We start from the raw sequence: 24,885 nt of genomic DNA on the forward strand, positions 1-24,885 counted from the left end.
AAGTGTAGTAAGTGTAGTCGAAATTCTGGAATAAACAAAAAAAAGCGGACATAGTCGCTGGATCGCGCCCATGTCCGCCTCACCTCTGTTGACTGCCAGGAACCGTTATGCGGCCCTGGCGCCGCCATTTAACCCTAACCGCCGTCAGGTTTTACAGAATAAAATATCTTAGTTCCCGGTTTTAGAATTTCTCATACTCGTTATCCAATTGCTCACTGTCCTCGTTCATGTCCAGGTCATGACCGACCGCCTTTTTCGCATAGCCGTTCGCCATGGCGTGCTTCATGGTGTCTTTTACCTTTGACTTGACGGCGGGTTTGCGGTCGTCTTTCTTCACAACCGCTGTTTTTCTCCCGACCGATTCTTCTCCGATTTTGAAGAAGGCGATGCTGCACTGCAACTGTTCGGCCTGCGAAGCGAGCTCTTCTGCGGTGGATGCCATTTCCTCGGAGGCGCCGGCATTCTGCTGGATCACCTGATCCAGTTGCTGGATTGCCTTGTTGATCTGCTCGGCGCCGGCATCCTGCTCCTTGCTGCCGGCGCTGATCTCCTGCACCAGTTCAGCGGTTTTCTGGATGTCGGGGACCATCCTGGTCAGCATCTCGCCAGCCTTCTCCGCTATCTCCACGCTGGTGGAAGAGAGTTCGGAGATTTCCGCGGCCGCCTTCTGGCTCCGTTCGGCAAGCTTCCGCACCTCGCTTGCCACCACCGCAAACCCTTTGCCGTGCTCGCCGGCCCGTGCCGCCTCTATGGCCGCGTTCAGGGCGAGGAGGTTGGTCTGCCGGGCGATCTCTTCGATGATGGAGATCTTGCCGGCAATCTCCTTCATGGCAGCCACCGTCTGGACCACTGCCTTCCCACCTTCCTGGGCGTCGATAGCGGATTTGACGGCAATCTTTTCCGTCTGTAACGCGTTGTCGGCGGTCTGTTTGATATTGGACGACATCTGCTCCATGGAGGAAGATGCCTCTTCGGCTGCCGCCGCCTGCTCACTCGCCCCTTGGGACATCTGTTCGGAGCTGGAGGAAAGTTCCTGGCTCCCGGCAGCCACATTGTCGGCAGCCGATTTTACCTCGCTGACCACGTCGTTCAGCTTTTTAACCATGGCATGCAAGGCAAGCATCAGCTCGTCTTCTGCAGAACGTTCCTTTATCTCAACCGTAAGGTCGCCGTTGGCAATCAGTTTAGCTGCCTCAGAGATACTCCGGGTCGCCTGAACAGAGCTATTGACAGCAGCGGCTATTGCCTCGAAGGTCTGTTTGACTTCCTTGGTATCATTGTCGCAAGGCTCGGTTGCGAGGGTAAAGTTGACATCACCTTTCGCCAGCCGCCCCAAACCAGCCACGAGTTTGGTGGTTTCATTCTCCTGGTAGTCGGCAATTTTACTGGCCAACCGGGCCGCCTTCTTCACCGCGGTCAGGTCCGTCACCACCTCGAAGGCGCCGATCACCTTGCCGCTCCCGTCCTTGATCGGCACGCCGGTATATGAGATGTCAAGATCAAGCCCAACCGCGGGATGGGCATCAGCCTCGCTCGTTGCCTCACGGCCGCCGGAGATGGCCTGGTAGCAGGCACAGTTCTGGGTCTTACAGTCGCTTGTCTTGAAGTGGTCGTAGCATTTCGTCCCGGCCACCTGGGCCGGCACCTTCCCCCCGACCTTTGCCCCCAGTTCGTTCATGTAGAGAACCGTGAAATCGTTATCGACGATCATGGCCGGACTGGGCATGCTGTCCAGGAACCCGACCAGCCTGGCTATCGTATCGTTAACCCCCTGGACTATGTCGCGATACGCTCCCCGGTGCTTGTCAGCGTCGGCGCGGGTGTTCAACCGCCCCTCCATTGCCGCCTGGGAAAGCATGGTGGCATCGGCGCTGAGGGTATTGACCACCTTGACGCAGGAGTTTAATGCGTCGGCGATTGACTCGAAGGTCGCATATACTTCCCTGGTATCATCATCGGCCGGCTCGGTGACGATGGTAAAGTTGACATCGCCTTGCGCCAGTTTGCCCAGGCCATTCACAAGTTTTCTGGTTTCATTTTCCTGATAGTCGGCGATCTTTTTGGCAAGCCGGGCCGACGCCTTAATCGCAGTCTGGTCCGACACAACTTCGAAGGCGCCGATTACCTGGCCCGCTTCATTGCGCAACGGCATGCCGCTATAGGCTATGTCGAGATCGACCCCGACCGCGGGATGGGCATCGGTTTCGCCGTGCGCCACCTGCCCGCTCTGGATGGCCCTGCCACAGGCGCAGTTCTGGGTCTTGCAGTCTGATGTCTTGAAATGATCGTAGCATTTCGTACCAACCACCTGGGTCGGAGTCTTCCCGCCTACCTTGGCGCCCAGTTCATTCATATACAACACGGTATAATCGTTATCGATGATCATGGCAGGAGCCGGCATGTTATCAAGCAGACCTACCAGCCTGGTAATTGTCGCATTGACCCCTTCCACTATCTTGCGAAAATCTCCTTCATGTTTCGTTACATCGGCACGGGTGGTGAGTTTGCCGTCCACGGCCGCCTTGGCCAACATGTTGGCGTCGCCGACCATGGATTTAACCGCATCGACCGTGGTTTTGAGATTCCGGGAGAGGACATCCTTGTCGGATTTTATCGTAAACTCGACCTCCAGATCTCCCACAGCAATCCTTTCAGCTACCCTGGCGGCCTCCTTGATGTTCGTCACCATTTTATTGAAAGAGTGGGCGAGCTTTCCGGTTTCATCCCCGGAATCAGATGTTATCATTACCTCAACATCCCCCAGTGCAAGCTCGTCTGCGGCAGACATGAGTTTTTTTATGCTCCTGCTGATCCTGGATGAAATAACGTACGCCAACAGGAGGACTACGCCGACGATCAAGAGCGTGGTTACAGCTATTTTCCAGCGCAACGCCGCCATCTCCTTTTGCATGTCATCGACGTAGAGACCGCTGCCGACGATCCAACCCCAAGGTTGATAAAGTTTGACGTAAGAAATTTTTTGAACGGCAGCGGTTGTTCCGGGCTTCGGCCAGAGGTATTTCACAAAACCTTCCCCCTTGGCCTTGGATACATTAACAAACTCGACAAAAACCGCCTTGCCCTCAGGATCTTTCATGCCCGACTGATCCTGACCATCCAGCTCCGGCTTGATTGGATGCATGATAATTTTTGCGTTAAGGTCATTGATCCAGAAATATTCGTTACCGCCATAGCGCAACTGCTTAATCCGTGCTTTTGCCCTTTTCTGGGCTTCTTCCAGGGTAAATTCACCTTTTTTCGCCCTTTCTTCATATTCAGCAATCAGTCCAACGGGAAGAGCTACAACGGATTTCAATGTAGATTCTCTCTCTCCCAGCACCTTTTTTTCCACATCGGGCAACAGATAGAAAAAATTGACCGCGGAGATGAGCAAAACCGTAACAAGGGAAATGCTCATAACTTTTGCCGCAATGTTCCAGTCTTTAAAACGTAAGATACTCATGCCTCATTCTCCTTTAATGCTCTTGGTCTATGGTGATGTTGCCGCTACGCTCATTGCTTCCTCCATTCCTGGCGAGAGCGGAATGCACCAGGACAAAACATGGCGACGGGCCTGATGCAACGTCCGTCGCCTTGAATATTTCATCGACAATTTCGGGGGAAACCTTTAAAGGAGTTAGTAATTATTTATTGCTAATTCAGGCAATTACCTGCTTCTTGAAGGGAATAGCATGACAGCGCAGGGATACCGATGAGACCCGAGTGGCAAGGGCGGGACCTTGCCACTCGGTTTGAGGAAGTGTTGTTTTCAAACGCCCCGGAGGGGCAGTATGCATGTAGCCGGGGGATTCATCCCCCGGTTCAAAACGTGAAAAATCCGTCTCGTCACGTACGTGACGAGGTGAAATGATGTCATTTGACCGGGGCATGAATGCCCCGGCTACCGGCATTCAATCGCTACGCGACGTAAACAAGAACCTTGCTGGGTTTAAAGGAAGATTTATGCTGCTTGTGCACTGCATCGCTGCTTATCGTCACCGGCCACCACGGTCAGCTCCATCGCAGAAAAGACCTTGTCGATATCGAGGATCATAATGAACTGTTCATTATGTTTGCCCATCCCCAGGATAAAGTCGGTGTTGAGTTTTGTGCCGATACGGGGCGCCGGCTCGATCTGCTCCGGCTCCAGGTCGATCACTTCCTGCACCGAGTCGGCGAGAGCCCCCAGGATGATAAGCTCACCTTCGACCGCGATCTCCACGACGATAATACAGGTATTCACCGTCTTTTCGGTCTCTGCCATGCCGAACTTCAACCGCAGGTCAATGACCGGCACCACGCTGCCGCGCAGGTTGATCACCCCCCGCATATACTCCGGGGTCTGCGGCACCTTGGTGACGGTGGGTGAGTCCAGTATTTCCCGCACCTTTGCCACATCCAGTGCGAAGATCTCCTTATCAAGCTCGAAGGTCAGGTATTGGGTTGTTTCCGTTATGCCCGCTACGCTCATTGGTTCCCCCTTTTATTTGGGATCAGGGAATGGGGATCTGGGATCAGTAAAATCCCAGTTCCCAGCTCCCGGTTCCCGGTTTTAGAATTTCTCATAGTCGTTATCCAATTGCTCATTGTCCTCGCCCATCTCCAGATCGTGACCGACCGCCTTTTTCGCATAGCCGTTCGCCATGGCGTGCTTCATGGTGTCTTTTGCCCTTGATTTGACGGCGGGTTTGCGGTCGTCTTTCTTCACAGCCGCTGTTTTTCTCCCGACCGATTCTTCACCGATTTTGAAGAAGGCGATGCTGCACTGCAACTGTTCGGCCTGCGAAGCAAGCTCTTCTGCGGTGGATGCCATTTCCTCGGAGGCGCCGGCATTCTGCTGGATCACCTGATCCAGTTGCTGGATTGCCTTGTTGATCTGCTCGGCGCCGGTATCCTGCTCTCGGCTTCCGGCGCTGATCTCCTGCACCAGTTCAGCGGTTTTCTGGATATCGGGAACCAGCTTGGTCAACAGTTGTCCCGCTTTTTCCGCCACATCAACGCTGGTTGCCGACAAATCGCTGATCTCCGCCGCTGCCTTCTGGCTCCGCTCGGCAAGCTTCCGTACCTCGCTTGCCACCACGGCGAAACCCTTGCCGTGTTCGCCGGCACGGGCAGCCTCGATGGCGGCATTCAGGGCGAGGAGGTTGGTCTGGCGGGCGATCTCTTCGATGATGGAGATCTTGCCGGCAATCTCTTTCATGGCGATTACAGTTTGTGTTACCGCTTCGCCACCTTCTTTGGCGTCACTGGCGGATTTCACGGCGATCTTCTCGGTCTGCATGGCGTTATCAGCATTCTGCCTGATGTTGGAAGTCATCTCTTCCATGGATGCCGAGGCCTCTTCGGCTGACGCCGCCTGTTCACTCGCCCCCTGGGACATCTCCTCGGAACTGGAAGAAAGTTCCTGGCTGCCGGAAGCAACGTTGTCCGCCGCACTCTTCACCTCACTGACAATCTCCGTCAACTTCTTCACCATTATCGCCAGTGCCTGCATCAGTTCGTCATTTGCCGAGCGCTCCTTCGCCTCGACCAGCAGATTGCCGCCGGCAATTTCCTGCGCCAGGCGGGTCACGTTGTTCATTGCGTCGATGAGAAGATTGATATTGTTTTTTATTTCGTTAAAATCGCCGTAATAGGTATCGGTAATCTTTGCCGGGATATCCCCTTTGGATATGCGGTCCACATATTCTGCGGTCACGTTTATCGGCAGGACAAATGCCTCGATCAGCCGGTTGATGCCTGCCACCAGCTCTCCCCATGCCCCCTGGTAACCCGCCGCATTGCCGCGCACATCCAGTTTCCCCTCTTGGACAGCCTTGATCAGATGGTCTGTTTCCAGTACCAACTCTTTGATCATGGCAATCATTGCAGCCAGGTTTTTACCCATGACGTCGTTTTCCGACTTTGCCGACACCTGAACCGTCAGGTCGCCGGCAGCAACCTTCTCCGCAGCAAACGATGCCTCTTTGATGTTCTCCGCCATATTCCTGAATGACTGGGAAAGCATGCCGATCTCGTCTTTGGAATTTATGGCGATTTCCACATTCACATCGCCGACCGCCAGTTTGTCGGCTAAAGCCGCGAGGGCCGTCACCGGTCGGGTAATACTGCGGGTGATCAGGATGCTGATGGCGATACAGGCAAGGGCTGCCAACATTACGAGGGAGACGATCATGGAAACAGCACGGGAGGTGAAGGCAAAGATCTTATTCTCCTCTTCTCCCAGAAGTTTGCTCTTTTCATCGGCAAAATCCTTGGCAAGATTCTCCAGCTTATGGATCTCGTCCTTATACTGGCCGATGGCAGTGTTGGCCGCTTGTGTATTTTCGACCTTGCCCGCCCCAATTGCAGCCACGACCTTGTCGAAACCTGCGGCGTAAACCGCCAGATTATCCTTCATCGCCTTCACAATTTCCCGGTCCTTGGGGGTATCCGCAAGCTTCTCCATGGACGCTATCCTGTCTCCGGAATGGCCCAGTTGCTCCTTCCATTTGCTGCTGTATTCCGCAACCTTCTCCCGTGAATCGATATTGATGAAGGCATCCTTCTCGAAGCGGCGCATGCTGTTGACGTTGGCCCGCAGGCGCGATGAGTGCTCCGACAGCTTCGATTCGTGGTTGACCATCTCCTTGACAGCTTCAGTAGCATAATGGATTCCCCAGTAGCCGGTACCGCCGACAGCCAACAAAAGCAACAAAACCAATCCGAACCCGCACCCTAGACGCTTGCCGATTTTCATGTCCTGAAACTTCATGTCATGTTCCCCCTTGGAACAATTTAGTACCAGGTTTGCACCTGGATGATTCATCTCGATTTTTGAAAACACCAGTCTAGGAGCCTGTCGGACTTAGGACTGAATCTACTGCGAGAATGGCAAATCGGTCCATATCTCCGTAAATTTTCGACGAATAGGTCCACTATTAGCTCTCAAATTTCCGGAAATCTGTCCTCGATTTTCCATTCTCTCGCTACGATTCCCTAAGTCCGACAGGCTCCTAGTTCGAAAACAACCCGGAAAGTCCGCTAACAAATCAGAACACTGAAAAATTTTTTACATGTTTCGTTAACTTATCGTTCACAAATTAAAAAACTTAACTGTTTTTTCAGAAAAAAATGACGCTGCTTTATCTGCAGCGCCATCGAATGCTACCTCTTGAGTCTTTATTTACCGTTCATCGACTCTGGCAGCCAGGGAATGACTATCTCCTGCCGTCCCAGGCCCTCTCCATCTCCACATCATGCACAAGCTGCGGAATATCGATAATCAGCGCCACTGCACCATCGCCGAGGATGGTAGCGCCGGAAATCGCATCCACATTCTTGTAGGCGCGCCCCAGGGACTTGATGACCGTCTGGTGCTCGCCGATCACGTGATCGACCACGACCCCGACGCGCATCCCGTCAACCTTGGTGATGACTATCTGTTCGATGTCCGGCGTTTCCCCCTTGATATCGAACCTCTCCCTGAGCGGTATGTAGGGAACCATATGGTCGCGGACAGTAGCCAGGTTCCTGCCATGGGCCTTTTCCACGTCGGCACGGGTAAGCTCCACGCACTCATCGACAAGAGAAAGGGGGAGGAGGAAGCGATCGGCGCCGATCCGGACCAGGAGGCTCTCTATGATCGCCAGCGTAAGCGGGATTTTAACGGTGATCGTCGTCCCGTCCCCATGCTTGCTGGTAATATCTATCGAACCGCGCAAAGCGTCGATGGCCCGCTTCACCACGTCCATGCCGACCCCGCGCCCCGAAACGCTGGAAACCTTTTTTGCGGTGGAAAACCCGGGGGCGAAGATCAGGTTGAAGATTTCCTTTTCGGACAAGTCTGCAGCAGCCGGGATCAGCCCCTTTTCAATCGCTTTTGTGCGGATTGCTTCTTTATCCAGACCGGCGCCGTCGTCCCTGATGGTAATCAGAACGCTATCGCCGGAATGGACAGCGGCCAGGTGCACCGTTCCCTGGCCGGGCTTGCCTGCGGCCTCGCGCACATCGGGCAGCTCTATGCCGTGGTCGATGCTGTTGCGGATAAGGTGGACCAGGGGATCGTTCAGCTTCTCGATGACGGTCTTGTCCAGTTCGGTTTCGGCGCCGGCGGTTTCCATTTCCACCTTCTTGCCCAGTTCATTGGAAAGATCGCGGACCAGCCGCTTGAACTTGCTGAAGGTGGAGCCGATGGGGAGCATGCGGATGTTCAGGGCGTTGTCCCGCAGCTCCGCAGTCAGACGCTCGACCTCCTCGGCGATCGACATAAGTTCCGCATCTCTGCGACCGGCAGAGGTCTGACTGAGTCGCGCCTGCACGGTCACCAGCTCCCCAACCAGGTTTACCAGGATATCCAGCTTTTCCGCTGGAACACGGATGCTGGAAGCCGTCTCCTGGGATTGCCGCTCCTGGCGGACCTCTTTCACGTGCTGCTGCTCGACCAGTGCCGATGCTATCCTGTCAGCCTCGACCAGCCCGGTCTCGACGGCAATTTCCCCGAAGCGTTTCTGCTGCGAGAGAATTTTTTCCATGGCCTCATGGGTCAGATCACCGCGCTCGACAAGGATTTCTCCCAGTTTTTTGTAATCGCCGTCATGCCCCAGATGCCCACCCGTATCGATAACCTCGATCTTCAGCTCGCAGTCGTCTTCGACAAAGATGAACACGTCCTTGATGGCATCGATACCCTGGGCAGTCGTCAGTATCACGTCCCAGAAAATATAACAGGACTCGGGATCGATCTCGTCAAGCCGTGGAAGATTGCACATCTGCGCCACGACCTTGCATTCGCCCAGCTCGCCCAACTCGTTGACGAGAGTGATGGGGTTAGTGCCGCGCGCAAAAAGTCCCCTGTCCGGTTCAAAGCGGATGCGGTAGGTGACGGGGGTCGTAGTAGGTTGGGGCAGGTCTCGTCCCTGCCCTGGTTCCTGCGTCGTCCCTGTTGCATTGGCGCCCGCAAGAGGCGCCAATGCCTTGGTGTCAGATAACAGGCTCTTGAGCTCTGCGATGATCTCTTCGGCGACGCCGGCATCGACGGGTTCGCCGCCGGTGGAAGCATCGAGCATGGCCTTGATCTGGTCACGGGCCGCGAGCGTCACGTTTATCAGCTTCTTCGTGACCGACACCTTTCCGTTACGCACCAGATCAAAGACCGTCTCCACCTGGTGGGTGAAAGCGGCAATATCATCGAAGCCGAACATGGCGCCCGATCCCTTGATGGTGTGCATGGCCCGAAAAACCCGGCCGATGAGCTCCTCGTCATCGGGTCTTTCTTCCAGTTCGAGAAGGGAAGTCTCCAGCTCCGCAAGAAGTTCGTACGCCTCTTCTTTGAATGCCTCTCTGTGCTGGTCCATCATCCGAGCACCTTCTTCACCACCGACAGAAGCTGTTCGGGCTTGAACGGCTTAACGATCCAGCCGGTGGCCCCGGCAGCCTTACCTTCCTGTTTTTTGCAATCCTGGGATTCCGTGGTCAACATTACTATAGGGATGAATTTGCAGGCCGGAATGGCACGCGCCCCTTTAATCAGGCCGATACCATCCAGGTTGGGCATGTTCAGGTCGGTGATGAGCATGTCAACCTTCTGCCCGCCAAGCTTTTGCAGGGCGTCTTTGCCGTCCACGGCCTCAATTACTTCGTAGCCGCTCTGTTTTAATGTAAAACTGACCATTTGCCGGACGCTGGCCGAATCATCAGCCGTCATAATCGTTTTTCCCATCAGTGCTTACCTCCAACCCATATGCAAGATTTCCCCTTGTCCAGGGCACATCCCACATGACGTTGAAAACCGGCCTCCCTGCCGATTTTTTTTACGACCTCGTTGTAGCCATCGCAAAAGACAAACTGCTTGTTCAACTGAACCGATGTACGGTGCGCAGAACAGAGCAGCTGCAACCCTGCCAGGTCGACCTCCGTCACATTCCCAACATCCAGGCGAATCTGCTCGGCACTGTCCAGGACGGTCAATAACGCAGTTTTCAACTCGCCCGCATACTGAACCGTCATGGAGCCGCTTATGCTCACAACAACGGTCGACGGTTCCCCTTCCGAGGTTGTCGTCGATACTTCAAAGACAGCCATAAATATCTCCTCTACAATTGATATTACCCGTCAAAACAATTCCACATTGTCCCCGAACCCTTCAGACTCGCCGGATTGCATATCCGCTGACTTTTCACCGGCCAGAGCAATAGCACCGACAGCCGGCGTCACAACACTTCCCCCATTAAGGATGGATTCATGAATTTTCCGTTCGCTGTGCATGGTATAACGGTCGGCAAGCCGCAGCAGGCTTTCCGCGCTTTCAGACCTGAAGCCTGACGGGGCGAGCCGGCGTGCCTCGCCGATAACACCGGAAAGTTCTTCGACAACCTCGTTCAGAACCCGGGCAACCTTATGGTGAGCCGTGATCCCTGTCGTTGCATTCTCTATGTCAGTGGAAAGAGACTGGACCATCTCTTTCATAGTTGAAAGACAACAACCCAGGTTTTCATTCACATTCTGCAGCGATTTGAGCAGGCCGGCCAGGCTGTCCACCATATCCTGCACCTCAACATCCAGCTCAGACGCATCGGCATTGACACTGCTGCATAGCCCGTCGGTCACCTCGGTGATGAGCTTAAGCGTCCCGGACACTGCGGAAGTCTGCATTATGGCATCAACCGACAGACGCTGAATCGCCTCGGCAAGCACGCCGAGCGCCGCCCCCTCCTCACCGGTCAGCGCCGCCTTGACCTGGGCGTTAAGGGCTATAAGCTCGATCTCCTCGCCGACGTTCTCAATATCGCCGACAAAACCGGCAATATCCCCCACGGTCTCCACAACGGTGTTCATTGCGCCAGCCAGAGTGCGGTTCGTTTCGGAGCTTTTGCCGAGAACCGTCGCAACAACGGCAAGATCGTCTTTCATTTCCGTAAGAAACGAGCTGCCGGTCTGGTCTGCGACTCCTGCCATCTCGCGGGTATCTTCCGACATGCGCGCTTCTTTTGCCGCTATTCCCCGCAGGTTTTCAACGATTCTCTGTACCGCGGTCTCCAGTTCGGTTCCAGAGTGACGCAACTGTGCCGACTGCAGTTCGCAAACCGCCCCTGCATCCTCAGCCTGTTTAACTGCGACATTCTCTTCGGGAGACAAGGCACCACGCCCTGTACCATAAGTATTCAGCCTGCCGCACAAATCGTCCAACGCTTCGGCAACATGCTCAATTTGCTGGCGGACGATATCGTGAAACTGCATGGAAGTGACAACTTCGCCGATATTCTGCGACACCTCCGTGGAAGCAGCTGAAATGGCCGCTGCCGCACTGGAACATCGCTCATTTACATCGGTCAATGCAGCGAGGCTCGACCGGGTCTTGTCCAGAATCCCCCGCACCTGTTTGCGCTGTTCCCCCCCCACGCTCAGAACCTGTCCCAAGGTCTGCTGTATGACGGCACTGAGCGAATCTTTCTGCACAAGTATTGTCCCGGCCTTATCACTTACCTGGACGGAAAGTTGCGTCACATCGTTTGCCAGCGTCTCGAAACCGGCAGCGCTCTGCCCCAGACGTGCACTCTCGATTTTGGTAGAGATGCCGAGCATGCGCAATGACTTGTTGATTTTTTTAAAACCGGAAAGGGGTCCGGCTGCGTTATCAAGAAGCTGGAGAATGTTCTTCAGCGTTTGCGAACTCTTCTCCGTCTCCTGCTCTTTACGGGTCAGATAATCACCCATCCGGGCTGTAATTTCCTGCAACCCCTTGATCGCCTGGCTTATCTCCTCGCCGGCAACCTGACCTGCCATGTCGGTGGACATCTCGGAAATTTCACCGGCCCGTCGGTAGAAATCATGGAGTTTTGCGCCGATAGCCAGAAATTCGTCCTCGGTGGTCCCGGCAACATCAGACAACCGTTCGTTCATCCGACCCAGATGCGCGGGCCAGGCGGAAGAAATGCGACTATCGTCCGCATTGGTGGATATTTCAGCAAACATTGTGTGTTCCCTGGTATTTGCCATATGTGAACTTTCCCGGCAGACGGGAAACATCATGATCTCCTCGTCCGTCCTTCAGCTGATTTTCAATAAAAGCAACGTATTGAATGTGTGCTATTGAATGTATCGTCAATTGGGGAAATACCTTGAGCAAATTTTTGTCTTTATTTCGGTCACAAAAAAAGCGCCGCAGTTGCCTGCGGCGCTTTTTTTGAATCCTTTGTTGTTACGGATTATCCTATATAAAGCATTTTAACCACGAATTTGCACGAATTTGCACGAATACGCAAACTCTTATGATGCAGAAGACTCTCACCAGATCAGTGACTACTCAAGACTTAACATGGGGTTAAAAACATTCGTGTTTATTCGTGTCATTCGTGGCTAACTGCCGTTTTTGGGATTATTTGAAATCAGCGTATTTGGATATCACCAGGTCAGCATCCTTCGCTTCCTTCAGATGGCACTCATAGCAGTTTTTCACGGGGTCTACAGCGGATGGCCTGCCGTCCGGATTGAAGCCGGCAAACTGCCAGCCGCCGGTCTCCTTGAACTTTTTGTCCTTTTTCATCAGCACGACCATGTTCTTTTTCCCCTGGACCGGCTTGCCTCCCTCTTCCCTGATGTTGTAATAATCGACCACGAACCGGCTTCCTTCCGGGTACTTGCCGCCGGTCTTGAAGGCCTTCAGCGCCTTTTTATCCACATACGTATAATGTATGCCGTAAAAGAGCGATTTTTTGTCGTTGACGATCTTCTGCTTGCTCTTCTCCCACTTCTCATACCCCTTGGGCAGGGACGCCTTTTCTGCGGCAGAAACAAGCGAGGCTGCAAGCACCAGGGAAGCAGCCACCAGCATGACAACTGTCTTTTTCATCGATACATCCTCCATCAAAATATAGTGATTACGCTGATTGTCATCCATCTGACAACGCATGTGAAGGGTAATAAATTTGGCAGCATTATTCAAGCAAAAGCTAAACGGTGATTCCATAAAAGCAATCCTTGCATCCGCCGGTCTATTCCTGTAAATTCAAATTAAAGTGCAAGGAGGTCCGCAAATGCTTATTTTCAAGCTATTCATCGCCTTGTTATTTTCATCGCTGTTTCTTGTTTTCTGCTTCCAGATGTACCAATACTCCATTACCAGGCTGCGGGAAAAGAAACAAAAGGCATGCCTGGCACTGGGAATAGCTTTCTCGTCTTTAGGCATCGTGGGCCTGATTTACCGTAACAGTGTCATGATAATTATCGGACTTGTTCTGATAATGCTGGGATTGCGCCTGATCGCCCACGGACTCGACCGGATCGACAAAAAAATCTTCATCGACAAATTTGATGAGGACCAGTGACCCCGCTGCGTTCAGCGTGCTACGTGCTGCGTGCAGTAAAACATCGCAGCACGCTGAACGCAGCACGCAGCACGCCTACCTCCTGACGAATATCTCCCGCGCCATGGCAGTGTCGATAGCAAACTCCGAAAAACCTACCCGGAAAATGTACGAAGGAAAACTCTGCAAAAGTATGATCCGGTTGCCGGGAAGCACCCCCATCGCCATCAGCTTCTGCATCTTCTTGCTGTCCTCGGTCTGGATGTAGGCGATCTCACCCTCCTCGTTGGACTTCAGCTCGGTGAGGGGTACCACCCCCAGGTCGCCGCTTTTTCGCGCCTCTTCGCAGCAGTCGCCGGGGGGGATATGCTTGCCGTGCGGGCAGGTGGTCGGGTGGTTGAGCATGGTGCAGACCTTGGCGTCCACCCCCTCGTTGAGCAGATGCTCAAACTGGCAAGCCTTGTCGTCACCGTCCTCACCGCGGACATTGAGGACATCCATCAAAAGCCGCTCTGCCAGCCGGTGGCGGCGGATGGTTTTACGTCCCTCATCCTTTCCCTCCGGCCGGAAATAGACCCGTCCCTCCTTCACTTCGATGAAGGCATGGGCGGTCAACTCAGCGTATGCCGGGTCGGCGGGATCTATGCCGATGCCTTCCAGTTCGGCAAACCCCTTCCCTTTCTCCTCGACCGCGATCCACATTGCCTCAAGAATCTCTTCCGCTTTATCCGACAGTTTCATCTTAATTTCTCCCACTATTCATTTATTTTCGTAGTACCCGATTAAATCGCGCTGGGAGCATGCCATGCGCCCCTACGATTTTTCCTTTTTCAAGAACGATTTCAAACGTTTCACCATTTTCAACTCCGGTGGGTTTTCGTAAAAACATTTGGGACAGCGCACCATACTGCATCGCCCCGGCTTGCCGCATTTACCGCACCCCCGGATCCCCTCTTCCTCGGCAAACTCATGTCCGCAATAGCCGCACTTCATAAAAACCTCTTGTTCCAGGTTCAACGTTCTAAGTTCGATGTTCTAAGTTACAAACCCCGAACCCCGAACCCCGAACCCCGAACCTCGAACCTCGAACCTCGAACCTCGAACCTCGAACCTCGAACGTTGAACATTCGTTACAAAAGTCTTGTCACGAGCAGGAACTGGTTGAGCAGGTAGCCGCTGCCGAAGGCGAGCACGCTGACGAATACGCCGATAGCCAGGGCGACCTTCATCCCCCGCTCCCGCTTCATGATGAGAAACTGGGCGACGCAGGGGATGAACAGGGTCAGGGTGACGGCGGCCACGGTAAGCTGCCGTCCGTTAAGTATACCTTTGGTCTGCAGATCGTAAAGGCCGGCTGCCCCGTAATCGCGGCGGAAGAAGCCGAAGATGAACGCCACCGCCACCTCCTTGGGAAGCCCGAGGGAAGCCATCACCGGACTCAACCCCTCGACGGCCTTCTCGAAGAAATGGGTGATCTTGCCGATCCAGAGGAGCACCGAGGCAAGGATAAAGAGCGGCAGGATTTCCATGAAGTACCACTGCATCCTGGTATAGGTCTTGGTGAAGACGTTGGACAGCTGCGGCAGCCGCATCGGCGGCAGCTCCATGTAGAACATGGGTGTTTCGCCCGGCATCAGCTTGGCAGCCAGGAAACCGATGACGAGGAATATCAGGAGCAGACAGATGCTCCACGCCAGGAGCGCGCCGGGAGCCTTTGAAAGCAGTGCCAGAATTACCCCGAGCTGTGCCGAGCAGGGAATGGCCAGCGCCAGGAGGAGGGTGGCGATAACCCGCTCCCGCACCGTCTCCAGGGTACGGGTCACCATGGTTGCCATGGTGTCGCAGCCGAAGCCGAGCACAATCGGGATTACGGCGCGGCCGGTAAGGCCGATTCTTTTGAACACCCGATCCACCAGGAGCGCCAGGCGAGGAAAGTAACCGCTGTCCTCCAGCAGGGAAAAGAAGAGGAAAAAGGTAGCGACGATAGGGAGGATGATCCCCACCGCATAACGCAAGCCCAGGGTTATGACCCCGTATTCACCGACGAACAGCTCCCGGATGATTTCCCAGGGGACAAGACCGTTGATCACTCTGGTAATCCATGGATTGAAGTACGCCTCGAAGATCGTCCCTTCAAGGAAATCAACGAGGGTGCCGGCGCCGAAGTCGCCGACGAACTTGTAGAGGCCGAAATAGAGCACCACCAGCAAGAGCGGAACGCCGGTCATCGGCCTGACCGCCCAGCGGGAAAGACGCTCGCTGAAGGTCACCTTCCGCTTCTCGGGAATGGTGAGAACGTCGGCGAGCAGACCTTTGACGATCCCCTTCCGCTCCATGGAGAGATCCAGGTGGAACGACTCGCGACGCTCGAAGATCTTCTCACGGACCATCTCTGCAATGGCGGCGTTCTCCCCTTCCCGTGACAGGATCAGGTCGGTCACCTCTTCGTCCCGTTGCAGGAGCAACAGGGCCAGTGACTTGCGGGACAAGGGATAGTCGCCGGCGATGAGCTGCGCCACACTGTCGATGTCCGACTCAAGTCTCTTGCTGTAGCCGAATACCGCATGTTTCTTCCGGTCGAAACCGGCAATGGCCTGCCTGATCTCGTCGAGTCCGCGCTTCTTGGCAGTGGCCGCGCCGATCACCGGAATGCCGAGCTTTTCCTGCAAGAGCGGAATATCGATGGAGAGCCCCATATGCTCCGCCTCATCCATGATATTGACCACCAGCACCACCGGCAGCTGGGCATCGATCAATTGCAGGGTCATGGTCAGCATCCGCTCAAGATTACGGGCATCAAGCACGTGCAGCACCACGTCCGGCGACTCGTTGAGGAGAATCTCCCGGGCCACCCGCTCCTCCTCTGTGATGGGGAGCAGGGAGTACATGCCCGGCGTATCGATGATCTGGTACTGGCCGCCGGCGATGGAAGCGGAGCCGCGGGCCACCTCCACCGAAGTGCCGGGATAATTGGAGACTGTCACGTAAGAGCCGGTCAGGGCGTTGAAAAGGACGCTCTTCCCCACGTTGGGATTCCCCACCAGCACCACTTTTTTACCTGACGACTGGGGTTCGGCTTGGACGGAGTGACAGGAGGCTTTCTTCTTGAATAGTCCCATTTGCGTTACTTCCTTCTTTCTTTACCTGTTGTAATTGATTATCACTTTCATGTTTGATGAAAATTTTTTTGTCTACTTCCTACATTTGGCGCAAAGCCCGTACAACTCGAGTTTGTGGGTTTCGATCAGAAAACCGTATGCGGCAGCAACCTCGTCCTGGAGTTTTTCTATGGTTTCGTTCTCGAACTCGGCAATTGCGCCACAGCGGGTACAGACCAGGTGGTCGTGGTGCTCACCTTCCGACACCTGCTCATAGCGGGTCTGTCCGTCGCCGAACTGGATCTCACGGGCAATGCCCGACTCGGCGAAGAGCTTGAGGGTGCGATATACCGTGGCATAGCCGATACCCGGGTGCTTGGCCCTGAGTTTGAGATAAAGCTCTTCAAGACTCATGTGTTGAGCGGAGGAGAGGAAGAAATCGAGGATGATGTCACGCTGGCGTGTGGACTTGAGCCCTTTCTGGGCGATAAAGTCGCTGAAAGCTTTTTTCTTGGCGCGTTTCACGATGACCCCACAATTGAAAGTGATTTTCACTATACCCAGCCTCGCCGGGGAAGTCAATCGATTTTTTTATTCCCTTTCTAACATTCAGTCAATTTTCTCAACTGTGAATGGAATCCATATCAAGTAATGCTTGCAATCGGATAAATCATTAGTAATACTTAAAACACTCTAAGATGACTGATCAAAAACAAAGAAGATAGCGCATGGCAAATTTACTCTTAGGAGGGAAACGACATGATAAAATATTTCCTGGCGGCACTGATGATAGCCTTTTCCCTTGCCGGATGTGGCGGCGGGGGCTCGTCGCCTCCCGTAACGCTGGTTTCCATCACCGTTAAGCCTGCCAATACGAGTATTGTTCCCAATACAACCGTGCAGTTCAGTGCTATGGGAATCTTCTCCGACAACACCGCCCAGGACTTGACGACTTCAGTCACATGGAGTTCGTCAAACAGCGGGATTGCCACCATCAGCAATACCCAGGGGGCGAAGGGACTTGCCACGGCCGTTGCAGCCGGCACCACCACCATTACTGCAACATCGGGAAACATTTCCGGCTCAACCACATTCACCCCGGCTGCACTGGCATCCATTACGCTGGCACCCGCAAATCCGACCAGCATAGTCGGAACAACCCAGCAGTTCAAGGCCACGGGAGTGTTATCCAATAACGTCACCCAGGACTTGACGAGCCTGGTAGCCTGGAGCTCATCGGACCCGGGGATCGCCACTATCAGCGCAACCGGGACCACCACTGCCATTGCCCCGGGTTCCACCACCATTAGCGCGACCTTTACCGGCATTTCCGGCTCAACCACCCTCACCTCGGCAACGGTGACAGCCATTGCAGTAACCCCCGCAAATCCGACCATCGCCGCTGGGTTGACGCAACAGTTCACCGCAACCGGGACGCTGTCGAACAGTACAACCCGTGATGTGACGTCACTGGTCACGTGGAGTTCGTCCAACGCCGGGATTGCCACCATCAGCGCCGGGGGGATTGCCTCCGCCATTTCCATAGGCACAACCACCATTAGCGCCACCTTTGCCGGCGTTTCCGGCACAACTACACTGACGGTGCAGGGCCCGTTATCCATTACCGTGACGCCCGCAAGCCCGAGCGCAGTAGTCGGCTCAACCCTGCAGTTCACGGCAACGGGCACTTTCGCGGACGGTTCCATGCGGGACTTGACGACCCTGGTCAGCTGGAACTCGTCGTCTACAGGGATTGCCACCATCAGCAACGCCTCTGGGTCACGGGGACTGGCCACGGCCATTGCGACCGGCTCTACCACCATTACCGCGACCTTGGGCGTTCCCGGCACAACTACCTTGACCGTAAAAACGCTCCAATCCATTGCCGTAACGCCCGCAAACCCGACCATGGGAATCGGCTCAACCCTTCAGTTCAAGGCAACCGGCACTTTTTCCGACAGCTCCGTGCAGGACATAACGACTTCGGTCACATGGAGCTCGGCGAATACCGGGATTGCCTCCATCAGCAATACTTCGGGTTCAAAGGGACTGGCCACTGCCAGTGCTTTTGGCTCGACCACAATCAAAGCAACGTTCGGCAGCATTTCAGGGTCGACCCCGCTGACGGTTATCCAGACCAACCGAGCCTATGTGGCAAACAACGGCAACAATACGCTTTCCGTCATCGATACCTCCACTAACACGGTGGTTGCCACCATTCCTGTCGGAGCAGGACCACAGGGAGTGGCAGTGAATCCCGCCGCCAGCCGGGTCTATGTGACAAACAACTTCAACAGCACGCTCTCCGTCATTGATACCACCAGCAATACGGTACTAACCAACGTACCCGTCGGGGCCGGACCACGGGGGGTGGCGGTGAATCCCTCCGCAAACCGGGCCTATGTGTCAAATGGCAACAGCAGCACGCTCTCCGTAATCGATACCGCCAGCAACACGATAGTTACCACCGTTTCCGTCGGAGCCGGACCACATGGGGTGGCGCTGAATTCCGCCGCAAACCGTGTCTATGTGGCCAATAATGGCAACGGGACGCTCTCCGTAATCGATGCCACCAGCAACACGGTGATTGCCACTGTTCCCGTCAATAGCGGACCACAGGGGGTGGCGGCGAATCCTGCCGCCAACCGTGTCTATGTGGCCAATAACGGCAGCGGGACGATCTCCGTCATCGATACCGCCAGCAATACGGTGGTTGCCACCATTGCCGTCGGAGCAGGACCGCAGGGGGTGGCGGTGAATCCCGCAGCCAACCGGGCCTATGTGACAAATGGCAACAGCAACACGCTCTCCGTCATCAATACCACCAGCAACACGGTGGTTACCACCATTGCCGTGGGAGCAGGACCGCAGGGGGTGGCGGTGAATCCCGCAGCCAACCTGGTCTATGTGGCAAATGGCGGCAGCAACACGCTCTCCGTCATCGATACCATCAGCAACACATTAGTTAACACTGTCTCCATCGGAGCCGGCCCCAAAGGGGTTGCAGTCATTCCATAAGGATCTATCGGAATTTTGAACCGAAGAAATTGTATGCATTTTTCTGAATATATGATAAATATATCTAGTTTCCAATTTCAAATCGAGGATGAAATCAAGGCGGCGAGGATTGAGGCGACGAAGGCGTACAACTGCGTACGTTGAGGAGCCGAAGACGAGCCAACGAAGATAGCGCCTTGATTTGGAATTGGTATAAAAGGAGGGATCAACTATGCAAGATATATTAGTGCTGTTTGGATTCCTGGTCTTTTGGATTGCACTGCAGAAATTCATTCTCCCCCGCCTGGGAGTCCAGACCTGAATGTCCGATGCATGCTCCTCCGGGGACCGGAGGAAAGAGAAGGACAAGCAGAAAAAGAACATTTCGGAATAAAAAAGGCCCGTCGCTCAGACGGGCCTTTTTTATTCTCTTCAGCAAAATACTATTTCTTCTTCCCCGTTTTACCGGCCAAAAGCGTCTTGATCTCAACGGCGTCCTTCGCCCCAGGCATCACACTACCGTCGGGAAATATCAGTGTCGGGGTAGAATTCACCCCCAAGGATTTGGCAAGCCTGATTGTTTCATCCACCCCCTTGGCGGAGGTTTCCGGCCCTGGAGCCGGCAACTGAAGCTTGGCAAACGCATCGTCAAGGAGCTTGGCCGACGGCCCCTGCAGAATCACCCGCGACTTGTCGTAGGCCGTCGGATGCATTTTCAGTGGAAACAGCTTCACGTACACCGCCACATCAGGGTCCATCGCCACCAGTTTCTTCAGCTCCCCGTGCAGTTTGGCGCAGAACGGGCAGTCAGGATCGGTAAAGACAAAGAGCCTCTTTTTCCCCTTGGGATTCCCCATGACAATCGAATTGCCCAGCGGTATGGAGGATGATTTCACCTTCTTCACCGGTGAAGTCTGCTGCTCCCCTGCGGCAATGGGTTTTTTCGTCGTCAGGTTGAAAATCGGCCCGGGGATCAGGTACTTTTTGCCAAAATCCAGATACGCAACCGCCTTTTTCCCCTCCTTCTCCAGATCAATCTCCCAGACTCCCCGCATGGCCGGAGATTTCACCCGGGTCACCTTTCCACCCAACCCTTTTACGAGATCATTGGCTTCTTTCACCGACAATGCATGACAGCCGGCGCAGTCTCCGCCGCACCCCTCCTTGGACATGGCGGATGCGCTTCCGGCCGCAATGGTCACAAGCAAAAGGGCCGTCGCTAAACTCTTCATACCGTACTCCTCAATATGGACATGCGAAAGCCGCCGGAAAATCCGGCGGCTTCTGATGATTGAGACTATACTTTTTTCAGCAAAAAAAGTCCATAGGATATCCGGTGCTTTTGTCAGTACCGATAGTGATCGGTCTTGTATGGGCCGTCCTTCGGCACCCCGATATACGCTGCCTGCTCGTCCGTCAGCTCGGTCAACATGGCGCCTAGGGTCTTGAGCTGGAGACGGGCCACCTTCTCGTCCAGTTCCTTGGGTAGCGTGTAGACACCCACCGGGTATTTGCCCGGGTTGCAGAAGATCTCCATCTGGGCCAGGGTCTGGTTGGCGAAGGAAGAGGACATAACATAGGAGGGGTGGCCGGTGGCGCAGCCCAGGTTGACCAGCCGCCCTTCGGCGAGGAGGATGATCCTTTTCCCGTCCGGGAAAATGATGTGGTCCACCTGGGGTTTGATGTTCTCCCACTTGTACGCCTTAAGCTTGGCAACCTCGATCTCGTTGTCGAAATGACCGATGTTGCAGACGATTGCGTTGTGCTTCATTGCCTTCATGTGCTCATGGGTGATGACATCGATGTTGCCGGTGGTGGTGACGAAGATGTCGGCCTTGTCGGCAGCATACTCCATGGTCACAACCTTGTACCCTTCCATTGCCGCCTGGAGGGCGCAAATCGGGTCGACCTCGGTCACCCAGACCTGGGCCTGAAGACCGCGCATGGCCTGGGAGCACCCTTTGCCCACATCGCCGTAACCGCAGATGACCGCCACCTTGCCGGCAACCATCACGTCGGTGGCACGCTTGATGCCGTCCATCAGGGATTCACGGCAGCCGTAGATGTTGTCGAACTTGGACTTGGTAACCGAGTCGTTGACGTTGATGGCCGGGAAACGGAGCTCCCCCCGCTCATGCATCTGGTAGAGCCGGTGAACGCCGGTGGTGGTCTCCTCGGTAACCCCCTTGATTTGCTCGATGCGGGTGGAGTACCAGCTGGGATCAACGGCCAGCTTCTTTTTGATGGCGGCGAAGAGAATCGTCTCCTCTTCCGAGCCCGGATTTTCCAGAACCCGCGCATCCTTCTCCGCCCGGCTCCCCAGGTGGAGGAGGAGCGTCGCGTCGCCGCCGTCGTCCAGGACCATGTTGGAAAAGCCGCCGTCGGGCCATTCGAAGATTTTATGGGTGTAGTCCCAGTACTCCACGAGCGACTCCCCCTTGTAAGCGAAGACCGGTATCCCCTGCGAGGCAATGGCGGCCGCTGCGTGGTCCTGGGTGGAGAAAATGTTGCAGGAAGCCCAGCGCACCTCGGCCCCCAATGCCTTGAGGGTTTCGATGAGGACAGCTGTCTGGATGGTCATGTGGAGCGAGCCCGTAATGCGGGCTCCCTTCAGCGGCTGCTTTCCGGCGTACTCCTCGCGAATGGCCATAAGGCCGGGCATTTCGGTCTCGGCGATCCGGATCTCCTTCTTCCCCCAGTCGGCGAGGGAAAGGTCGGCTACTTTGAAGTCTTGGGTCATGGTCTTCTCTCCTTTTATGGTGATATGATTCATTCAAACAATCCATTCGTAGGGGCATCCCCGGGAGGCCTCCTTTGCATGTAACATGAAACCGGGCGGGCGCTATTCGCACCTACAAAGCCTTAACCAGCAGCACCGCCTCCTGCCCTGCGCCGCCTTCCAGCCGCTCGCATCGGACATCGAAAAACCCGGCCGCAGCGAGCCACGAGGTCAGCTCATCTTCGTCAAAACCGAGCCACTGGTCGGCCAGCCGCTCCCGCACCCACTCCCGCTCGTGGCGGGCAAGGTCGGCCAGCACCAGCACCCCGCCGGCTGTGAGCACCCGCCGGATTTCCCGAAGCACTGCGGCAGGGTCGGCGGCGTGGTGGAGCACCATGTTCAACACGGCGCAGTCCGCAGCCTTGTCCGGCAGCGGCAGGTGGGTCATATCCCCAAGCCTGAGGTCAATCCCGGCCAAGCCTGCCAGGGCGAGACGACGGCGGGCCTCCTCCAGCATGGCCGGCGAATGGTCCACTCCGATCACGCGACTCGCCTTGGCCGCCAGGGCCGGAAGCAGTCCGCCGGTGCCAAGACCGATCTCCACAACGCTCTTGCCCTCCGGCACGAGGGAAAGGAGCCGCTCCCGATAGTCGGAGACAGGAAGGAGGATCCGGGCCAGGTCGTCCCACTGGCGGGCATGGCGGTCGAAGAACTCCTGGCTCCGGCGGCGTCGCTCTTCCAGCACCGCGGTAACGGCGGAGAGGTCTTTTGAACGATCCGGGAGCGTTGCCAGCCCTGCTTCCATGGCCGGGCGGATGGCGGCGAAGAAACTGTCCTCTTCTCCCGCCCGGTAGTAACTCCAGGTCCCCTGGCGCTTCACGGTCAGGACCCCGGCATCGGTAAGGATTTTCAGGTGCCGGGATATGCGCGACTGCCCCATGCTGAGAATGCGGGTCAGCTCCTGCACGGTAAACTCACCGGCCAGAAGTACCGCCACCAGGCGGAGCCGACAGGGGTCGGCCAGGGCTTTGAGGATGTCGAGCATGTCCATATCAATAATACCGAATAGCTTATATCAGTTTTTCTTGATTTAGCATCTTATCCGATCCCAGTCAAGGGGAAAGTTCTCACGAATGAACCTTAAAGACGTCAATTGGGCGCGAATAAACACGGATTTTAGCGAAAACCGGATAAGGTGCTTTCAGGCGATATAATGGCTTTCTTTGTGGTTTTGTGTAAGCAACTGCTTTCTTTTCAGGATAAATTGCGGGGGAGCCGGCGGGATCCCGGAAGTGGAGGGAAAAGGCCGGGCGTCGAGCGGACACCCGCCAATGTTTACAAGTCTGTCGCGGAGGCAATATCCGCCGCCGGCGGAAATATGAGGAAGACGGTGCAGGTCCGCAGCCCGGACTCGACCGGAGCGGACGGGATTCCGCCGGCTCCCTTCCCGGCACGTCAGAAAAAAACAAAGCCCGCCGGGAAATTCCCGGCGGGCCGTTGTCGAACCGTTATCTGCTTCTTTTATGCCGCCTCTTCCGCCTCGGCAACAGCCTCACCGAAAAGCTCGTCGAAGATCTCCTGCACCGTGCCGATCCGGTCAGCCTTCCAGGCATTGGTGCCGCAGAAGATCAGGCCGGTATCCACGTCGCCCCGCTGGGCCCGGTCAAGGGCCTTGACGATGCAGAACCGCTCGCCGCTCTCCTTGAAGGAACATTTCTTCAGGCAGCCGGTGGTGCAGACGGAGCTCCGGACCTGGTCGTAAAGGACGATATCCTCCTGGTTGGTGAGTATGGCCCGCCCCGGCAAACCGGCCGGGCTCATGATCAGGCCGATATCCTCTTTCTTGCACTTCAGGTAGGCCTGCTTGAAGGCATCGTCGGCATCACATTCCACGGTTGGAACGAAACGGCTTGCCATCTGCACACCGTCAGCCCCCTGCTCCAGGGCATGAAGCAGATCGGCCCGGTCCCAGATGCCGCCAGCGGCGATCACCGGCATGTCGATGCCGTATTCTGCAAGAAAAAATTCCTTTACCCCGCGTACCGTGGCATACTGGTCGTAATCACCGGTACCGATATTTTCCATTTTTTCGCCCAAATGCCCGCCGGCAGTATCGGGGTCTTCCACGACCACAGCATCGGGAAGACGGTTGTACCCCTTGTCCCACTTCTTGGCGATCAATTGGGCGGCCCGCACCGATGAAACGATGGGGACCAGCGCCACATCAGGCGCATGTGCAGTCAACCCCGGCAAAGTCATGGGGAGACCGGCGCCGCAGACAACCACCTTCGCCCCCCCCTCAATGGCTGCCTGCACCAACTGCTCAAAGTCGGAAAGGGCAACCATCACGTTAACGCCGATGACTCCATCCGGAGCAATGGCATAGGCCTTTTGCAGCTCAGCCTTGAAAGCCGCCGCATCAGCCTGCATGTAATTGGTCCCGTCGTAAAATTCGCTGTTCAGCGCAATGCCGGGAGCCGCCACCAGACCGACGCCGCCGCACTTGGCCACATGCCCCGCCAGAGATCCGGCGGAGATGCGCACCCCCATGCCACCCTGGATCAGCGGGTATTTCACCTCATATTTGCCTATTTTCAAGGGCTTGAACATAACTTTCATCCTCCGACAGGTTGCCGTATACGTTATATGCCCATGAACCATAGCAGAAAAAGAGGTTTTCTAATGTAATAGTATTGTAAAAGCGGGAGCCATATCCATCAACGACCAATGGCGAATCTGCTTTCGCTGGGAAGACGGCGACGCTATTAACGTGGAAATAACCGACTAT

The 24,885-nt window shown here is 55.3% G+C and carries 18 protein-coding genes and 1 pseudogene; 2 read left to right on the forward strand and 17 right to left on the reverse strand.

Translation table 11 applies throughout. The features are described from left to right. Positions 1–181 precede the first annotated feature (181 nt). The 9 genes and pseudogenes from GURA_RS15215 to GURA_RS15250 form a co-directional block, all read right to left on the reverse strand. Positions 182–1,858, reverse strand: coding sequence for a methyl-accepting chemotaxis protein (locus GURA_RS15215; RefSeq protein WP_456152160.1), 1,677 nt, complete (start codon positions 1,856–1,858; stop codon positions 182–184). A gap of 240 nt (positions 1,859–2,098) precedes the next feature. Beyond that, positions 2,099–3,463: pseudogene (locus GURA_RS25520) on the reverse strand (cache domain-containing protein); the annotation flags it as partial. Positions 3,464–3,961: 498 nt separating this feature from the next. Continuing rightward, on the reverse strand, positions 3,962–4,471 hold the full coding sequence (locus tag GURA_RS15220; RefSeq protein WP_011939832.1) for a chemotaxis protein CheW: 510 nt from the start codon (positions 4,469–4,471) through the stop codon (positions 3,962–3,964). A gap of 81 nt (positions 4,472–4,552) precedes the next feature. Continuing rightward, entirely contained in the window at positions 4,553–6,754 is a 2,202-nt protein-coding gene (locus tag GURA_RS15225; protein ID WP_011939833.1) for a HAMP domain-containing methyl-accepting chemotaxis protein, read from the reverse strand. A 445-nt stretch (positions 6,755–7,199) separates the two neighbouring features. Continuing rightward, a complete protein-coding gene (locus GURA_RS15230) occupies positions 7,200–9,338 on the reverse strand; it encodes a chemotaxis protein CheA (RefSeq protein WP_011939834.1) in 2,139 nt (712 codons plus the stop codon). Continuing rightward, positions 9,335–9,700, reverse strand: coding sequence for a response regulator (locus GURA_RS15235; RefSeq protein WP_011939835.1), 366 nt, complete (start codon positions 9,698–9,700; stop codon positions 9,335–9,337). Before GURA_RS15235 ends, GURA_RS15230 begins: the two co-directional genes overlap by 4 nt. Then, the gene (locus tag GURA_RS15240; protein ID WP_011939836.1) at positions 9,700–10,062 is read right to left on the reverse strand and encodes an STAS domain-containing protein; all 363 of its coding nucleotides are present in this window, start codon (positions 10,060–10,062) and stop codon (positions 9,700–9,702) included. The genes GURA_RS15235 and GURA_RS15240 overlap by 1 nt, the downstream gene beginning before the upstream one ends. 30 nt (positions 10,063–10,092) lie before the next feature. Further along, positions 10,093–11,952, reverse strand: a complete 1,860-nt coding sequence (locus GURA_RS15245) for a methyl-accepting chemotaxis protein (RefSeq protein WP_041246037.1) — start codon at positions 11,950–11,952, stop codon at positions 10,093–10,095. A gap of 403 nt (positions 11,953–12,355) precedes the next feature. Next, positions 12,356–12,829 carry a cytochrome P460 family protein gene (locus tag GURA_RS15250; protein WP_011939838.1) on the reverse strand — a complete coding sequence of 158 codons (474 nt, stop codon included), beginning with the start codon at positions 12,827–12,829 and terminating at the stop codon, positions 12,356–12,358. 184 nt (positions 12,830–13,013) lie between these two features. On the opposite strand from GURA_RS15250, the gene GURA_RS15255 reads away from it, so the two are divergent. Next, the gene (locus GURA_RS15255) at positions 13,014–13,304 is read left to right on the forward strand and encodes a hypothetical protein (RefSeq protein ID WP_011939839.1); all 291 of its coding nucleotides are present in this window, start codon (positions 13,014–13,016) and stop codon (positions 13,302–13,304) included. A 75-nt stretch (positions 13,305–13,379) separates the two neighbouring features. On the opposite strand, the gene GURA_RS15260 is transcribed toward GURA_RS15255, so the two are convergent. From GURA_RS15260 to GURA_RS15275, 4 genes are all read right to left on the reverse strand, one after another. Beyond that, on the reverse strand, positions 13,380–14,024 hold the full coding sequence (locus tag GURA_RS15260; RefSeq protein ID WP_011939840.1) for a metal-dependent transcriptional regulator: 645 nt from the start codon (positions 14,022–14,024) through the stop codon (positions 13,380–13,382). Between the two features lie 72 nt (positions 14,025–14,096). Next, positions 14,097–14,276 carry a hypothetical protein gene (locus tag GURA_RS15265; protein WP_011939841.1) on the reverse strand — a complete coding sequence of 60 codons (180 nt, stop codon included), beginning with the start codon at positions 14,274–14,276 and terminating at the stop codon, positions 14,097–14,099. Positions 14,277–14,413: 137 nt separating this feature from the next. After that, positions 14,414–16,402, reverse strand: coding sequence for a ferrous iron transport protein B (feoB, locus tag GURA_RS15270; protein WP_011939842.1), 1,989 nt, complete (start codon positions 16,400–16,402; stop codon positions 14,414–14,416). Between the two features lie 72 nt (positions 16,403–16,474). Beyond that, positions 16,475–16,906 carry a Fur family transcriptional regulator gene (locus tag GURA_RS15275; RefSeq protein WP_041245485.1) on the reverse strand — a complete coding sequence of 144 codons (432 nt, stop codon included), beginning with the start codon at positions 16,904–16,906 and terminating at the stop codon, positions 16,475–16,477. Between the two features lie 234 nt (positions 16,907–17,140). On the opposite strand from GURA_RS15275, the gene GURA_RS23565 reads away from it, so the two are divergent. Further along, positions 17,141–19,399: an Ig-like domain-containing protein gene (locus GURA_RS23565; protein ID WP_011939844.1), complete on the forward strand. Its 2,259-nt coding sequence runs from the start codon at positions 17,141–17,143 to the stop codon at positions 19,397–19,399. A 422-nt stretch (positions 19,400–19,821) separates the two neighbouring features. Here GURA_RS23565 and GURA_RS15300 read toward each other — a convergent pair whose 3' ends face one another. The 4 genes from GURA_RS15300 to GURA_RS15315 all read right to left on the reverse strand — a co-directional run bounded on the left by GURA_RS15300 (position 19,822) and on the right by GURA_RS15315 (position 24,707). Next, positions 19,822–20,610, reverse strand: coding sequence for a DsbC family protein (locus GURA_RS15300; RefSeq protein WP_011939845.1), 789 nt, complete (start codon positions 20,608–20,610; stop codon positions 19,822–19,824). Between the two features lie 113 nt (positions 20,611–20,723). Next, positions 20,724–22,118: an adenosylhomocysteinase gene (ahcY, locus tag GURA_RS15305; RefSeq protein WP_011939846.1), complete on the reverse strand. Its 1,395-nt coding sequence runs from the start codon at positions 22,116–22,118 to the stop codon at positions 20,724–20,726. 112 nt (positions 22,119–22,230) lie between these two features. Next, entirely contained in the window at positions 22,231–23,148 is a 918-nt protein-coding gene (locus GURA_RS15310) for an ArsR/SmtB family transcription factor (RefSeq protein WP_011939847.1), read from the reverse strand. Positions 23,149–23,618: 470 nt separating this feature from the next. Continuing rightward, complete coding sequence (locus GURA_RS15315) at positions 23,619–24,707, reverse strand: NAD(P)H-dependent flavin oxidoreductase (protein WP_041245487.1); 1,089 nt, start codon at positions 24,705–24,707, stop codon at positions 23,619–23,621. Between the last annotated feature and the right edge of the window lie 178 nt (positions 24,708–24,885).

The organism is Geotalea uraniireducens Rf4, assembly GCF_000016745.1.
GTDB classification, from domain to species: Bacteria; Desulfobacterota; Desulfuromonadia; order Geobacterales; family Geobacteraceae; genus Geotalea; species Geotalea uraniireducens.

What these genes read in the sequence shown, in the direction of transcription:
- GURA_RS15215 (WP_456152160.1), bottom strand. Translation starts at nt 1,858, where the DNA reads ATGCTTTCCCAGGCGGCAATGGAGGGGCGGTTGAACACCCGCGCCGAC.
- GURA_RS15220 (WP_011939832.1), bottom strand. Translation starts at nt 4,471, where the DNA reads ATGAGCGTAGCGGGCATAACGGAAACAACCCAATACCTGACCTTCGAG.
- GURA_RS15225 (WP_011939833.1), bottom strand. Translation starts at nt 6,754, where the DNA reads ATGAAGTTTCAGGACATGAAAATCGGCAAGCGTCTAGGGTGCGGGTTC.
- GURA_RS15230 (WP_011939834.1), bottom strand. Translation starts at nt 9,338, where the DNA reads ATGATGGACCAGCACAGAGAGGCATTCAAAGAAGAGGCGTACGAACTT.
- GURA_RS15235 (WP_011939835.1), bottom strand. Translation starts at nt 9,700, where the DNA reads ATGGGAAAAACGATTATGACGGCTGATGATTCGGCCAGCGTCCGGCAA.
- GURA_RS15240 (WP_011939836.1), bottom strand. Translation starts at nt 10,062, where the DNA reads ATGGCTGTCTTTGAAGTATCGACGACAACCTCGGAAGGGGAACCGTCG.
- GURA_RS15245 (WP_041246037.1), bottom strand. Translation starts at nt 11,952, where the DNA reads ATGTTTGCTGAAATATCCACCAATGCGGACGATAGTCGCATTTCTTCC.
- GURA_RS15250 (WP_011939838.1), bottom strand. Translation starts at nt 12,829, where the DNA reads ATGAAAAAGACAGTTGTCATGCTGGTGGCTGCTTCCCTGGTGCTTGCA.
- GURA_RS15255 (WP_011939839.1), top strand. Translation starts at nt 13,014, where the DNA reads ATGCTTATTTTCAAGCTATTCATCGCCTTGTTATTTTCATCGCTGTTT.
- GURA_RS15260 (WP_011939840.1), bottom strand. Translation starts at nt 14,024, where the DNA reads ATGAAACTGTCGGATAAAGCGGAAGAGATTCTTGAGGCAATGTGGATC.
- GURA_RS15265 (WP_011939841.1), bottom strand. Translation starts at nt 14,276, where the DNA reads ATGAAGTGCGGCTATTGCGGACATGAGTTTGCCGAGGAAGAGGGGATC.
- feoB (WP_011939842.1), bottom strand. Translation starts at nt 16,402, where the DNA reads ATGGGACTATTCAAGAAGAAAGCCTCCTGTCACTCCGTCCAAGCCGAA.
- GURA_RS23565 (WP_011939844.1), top strand. Translation starts at nt 17,141, where the DNA reads ATGATAAAATATTTCCTGGCGGCACTGATGATAGCCTTTTCCCTTGCC.
- GURA_RS15300 (WP_011939845.1), bottom strand. Translation starts at nt 20,610, where the DNA reads ATGAAGAGTTTAGCGACGGCCCTTTTGCTTGTGACCATTGCGGCCGGA.
- ahcY (WP_011939846.1), bottom strand. Translation starts at nt 22,118, where the DNA reads ATGACCCAAGACTTCAAAGTAGCCGACCTTTCCCTCGCCGACTGGGGG.
- GURA_RS15310 (WP_011939847.1), bottom strand. Translation starts at nt 23,148, where the DNA reads ATGGACATGCTCGACATCCTCAAAGCCCTGGCCGACCCCTGTCGGCTC.
- GURA_RS15315 (WP_041245487.1), bottom strand. Translation starts at nt 24,707, where the DNA reads ATGTTCAAGCCCTTGAAAATAGGCAAATATGAGGTGAAATACCCGCTG.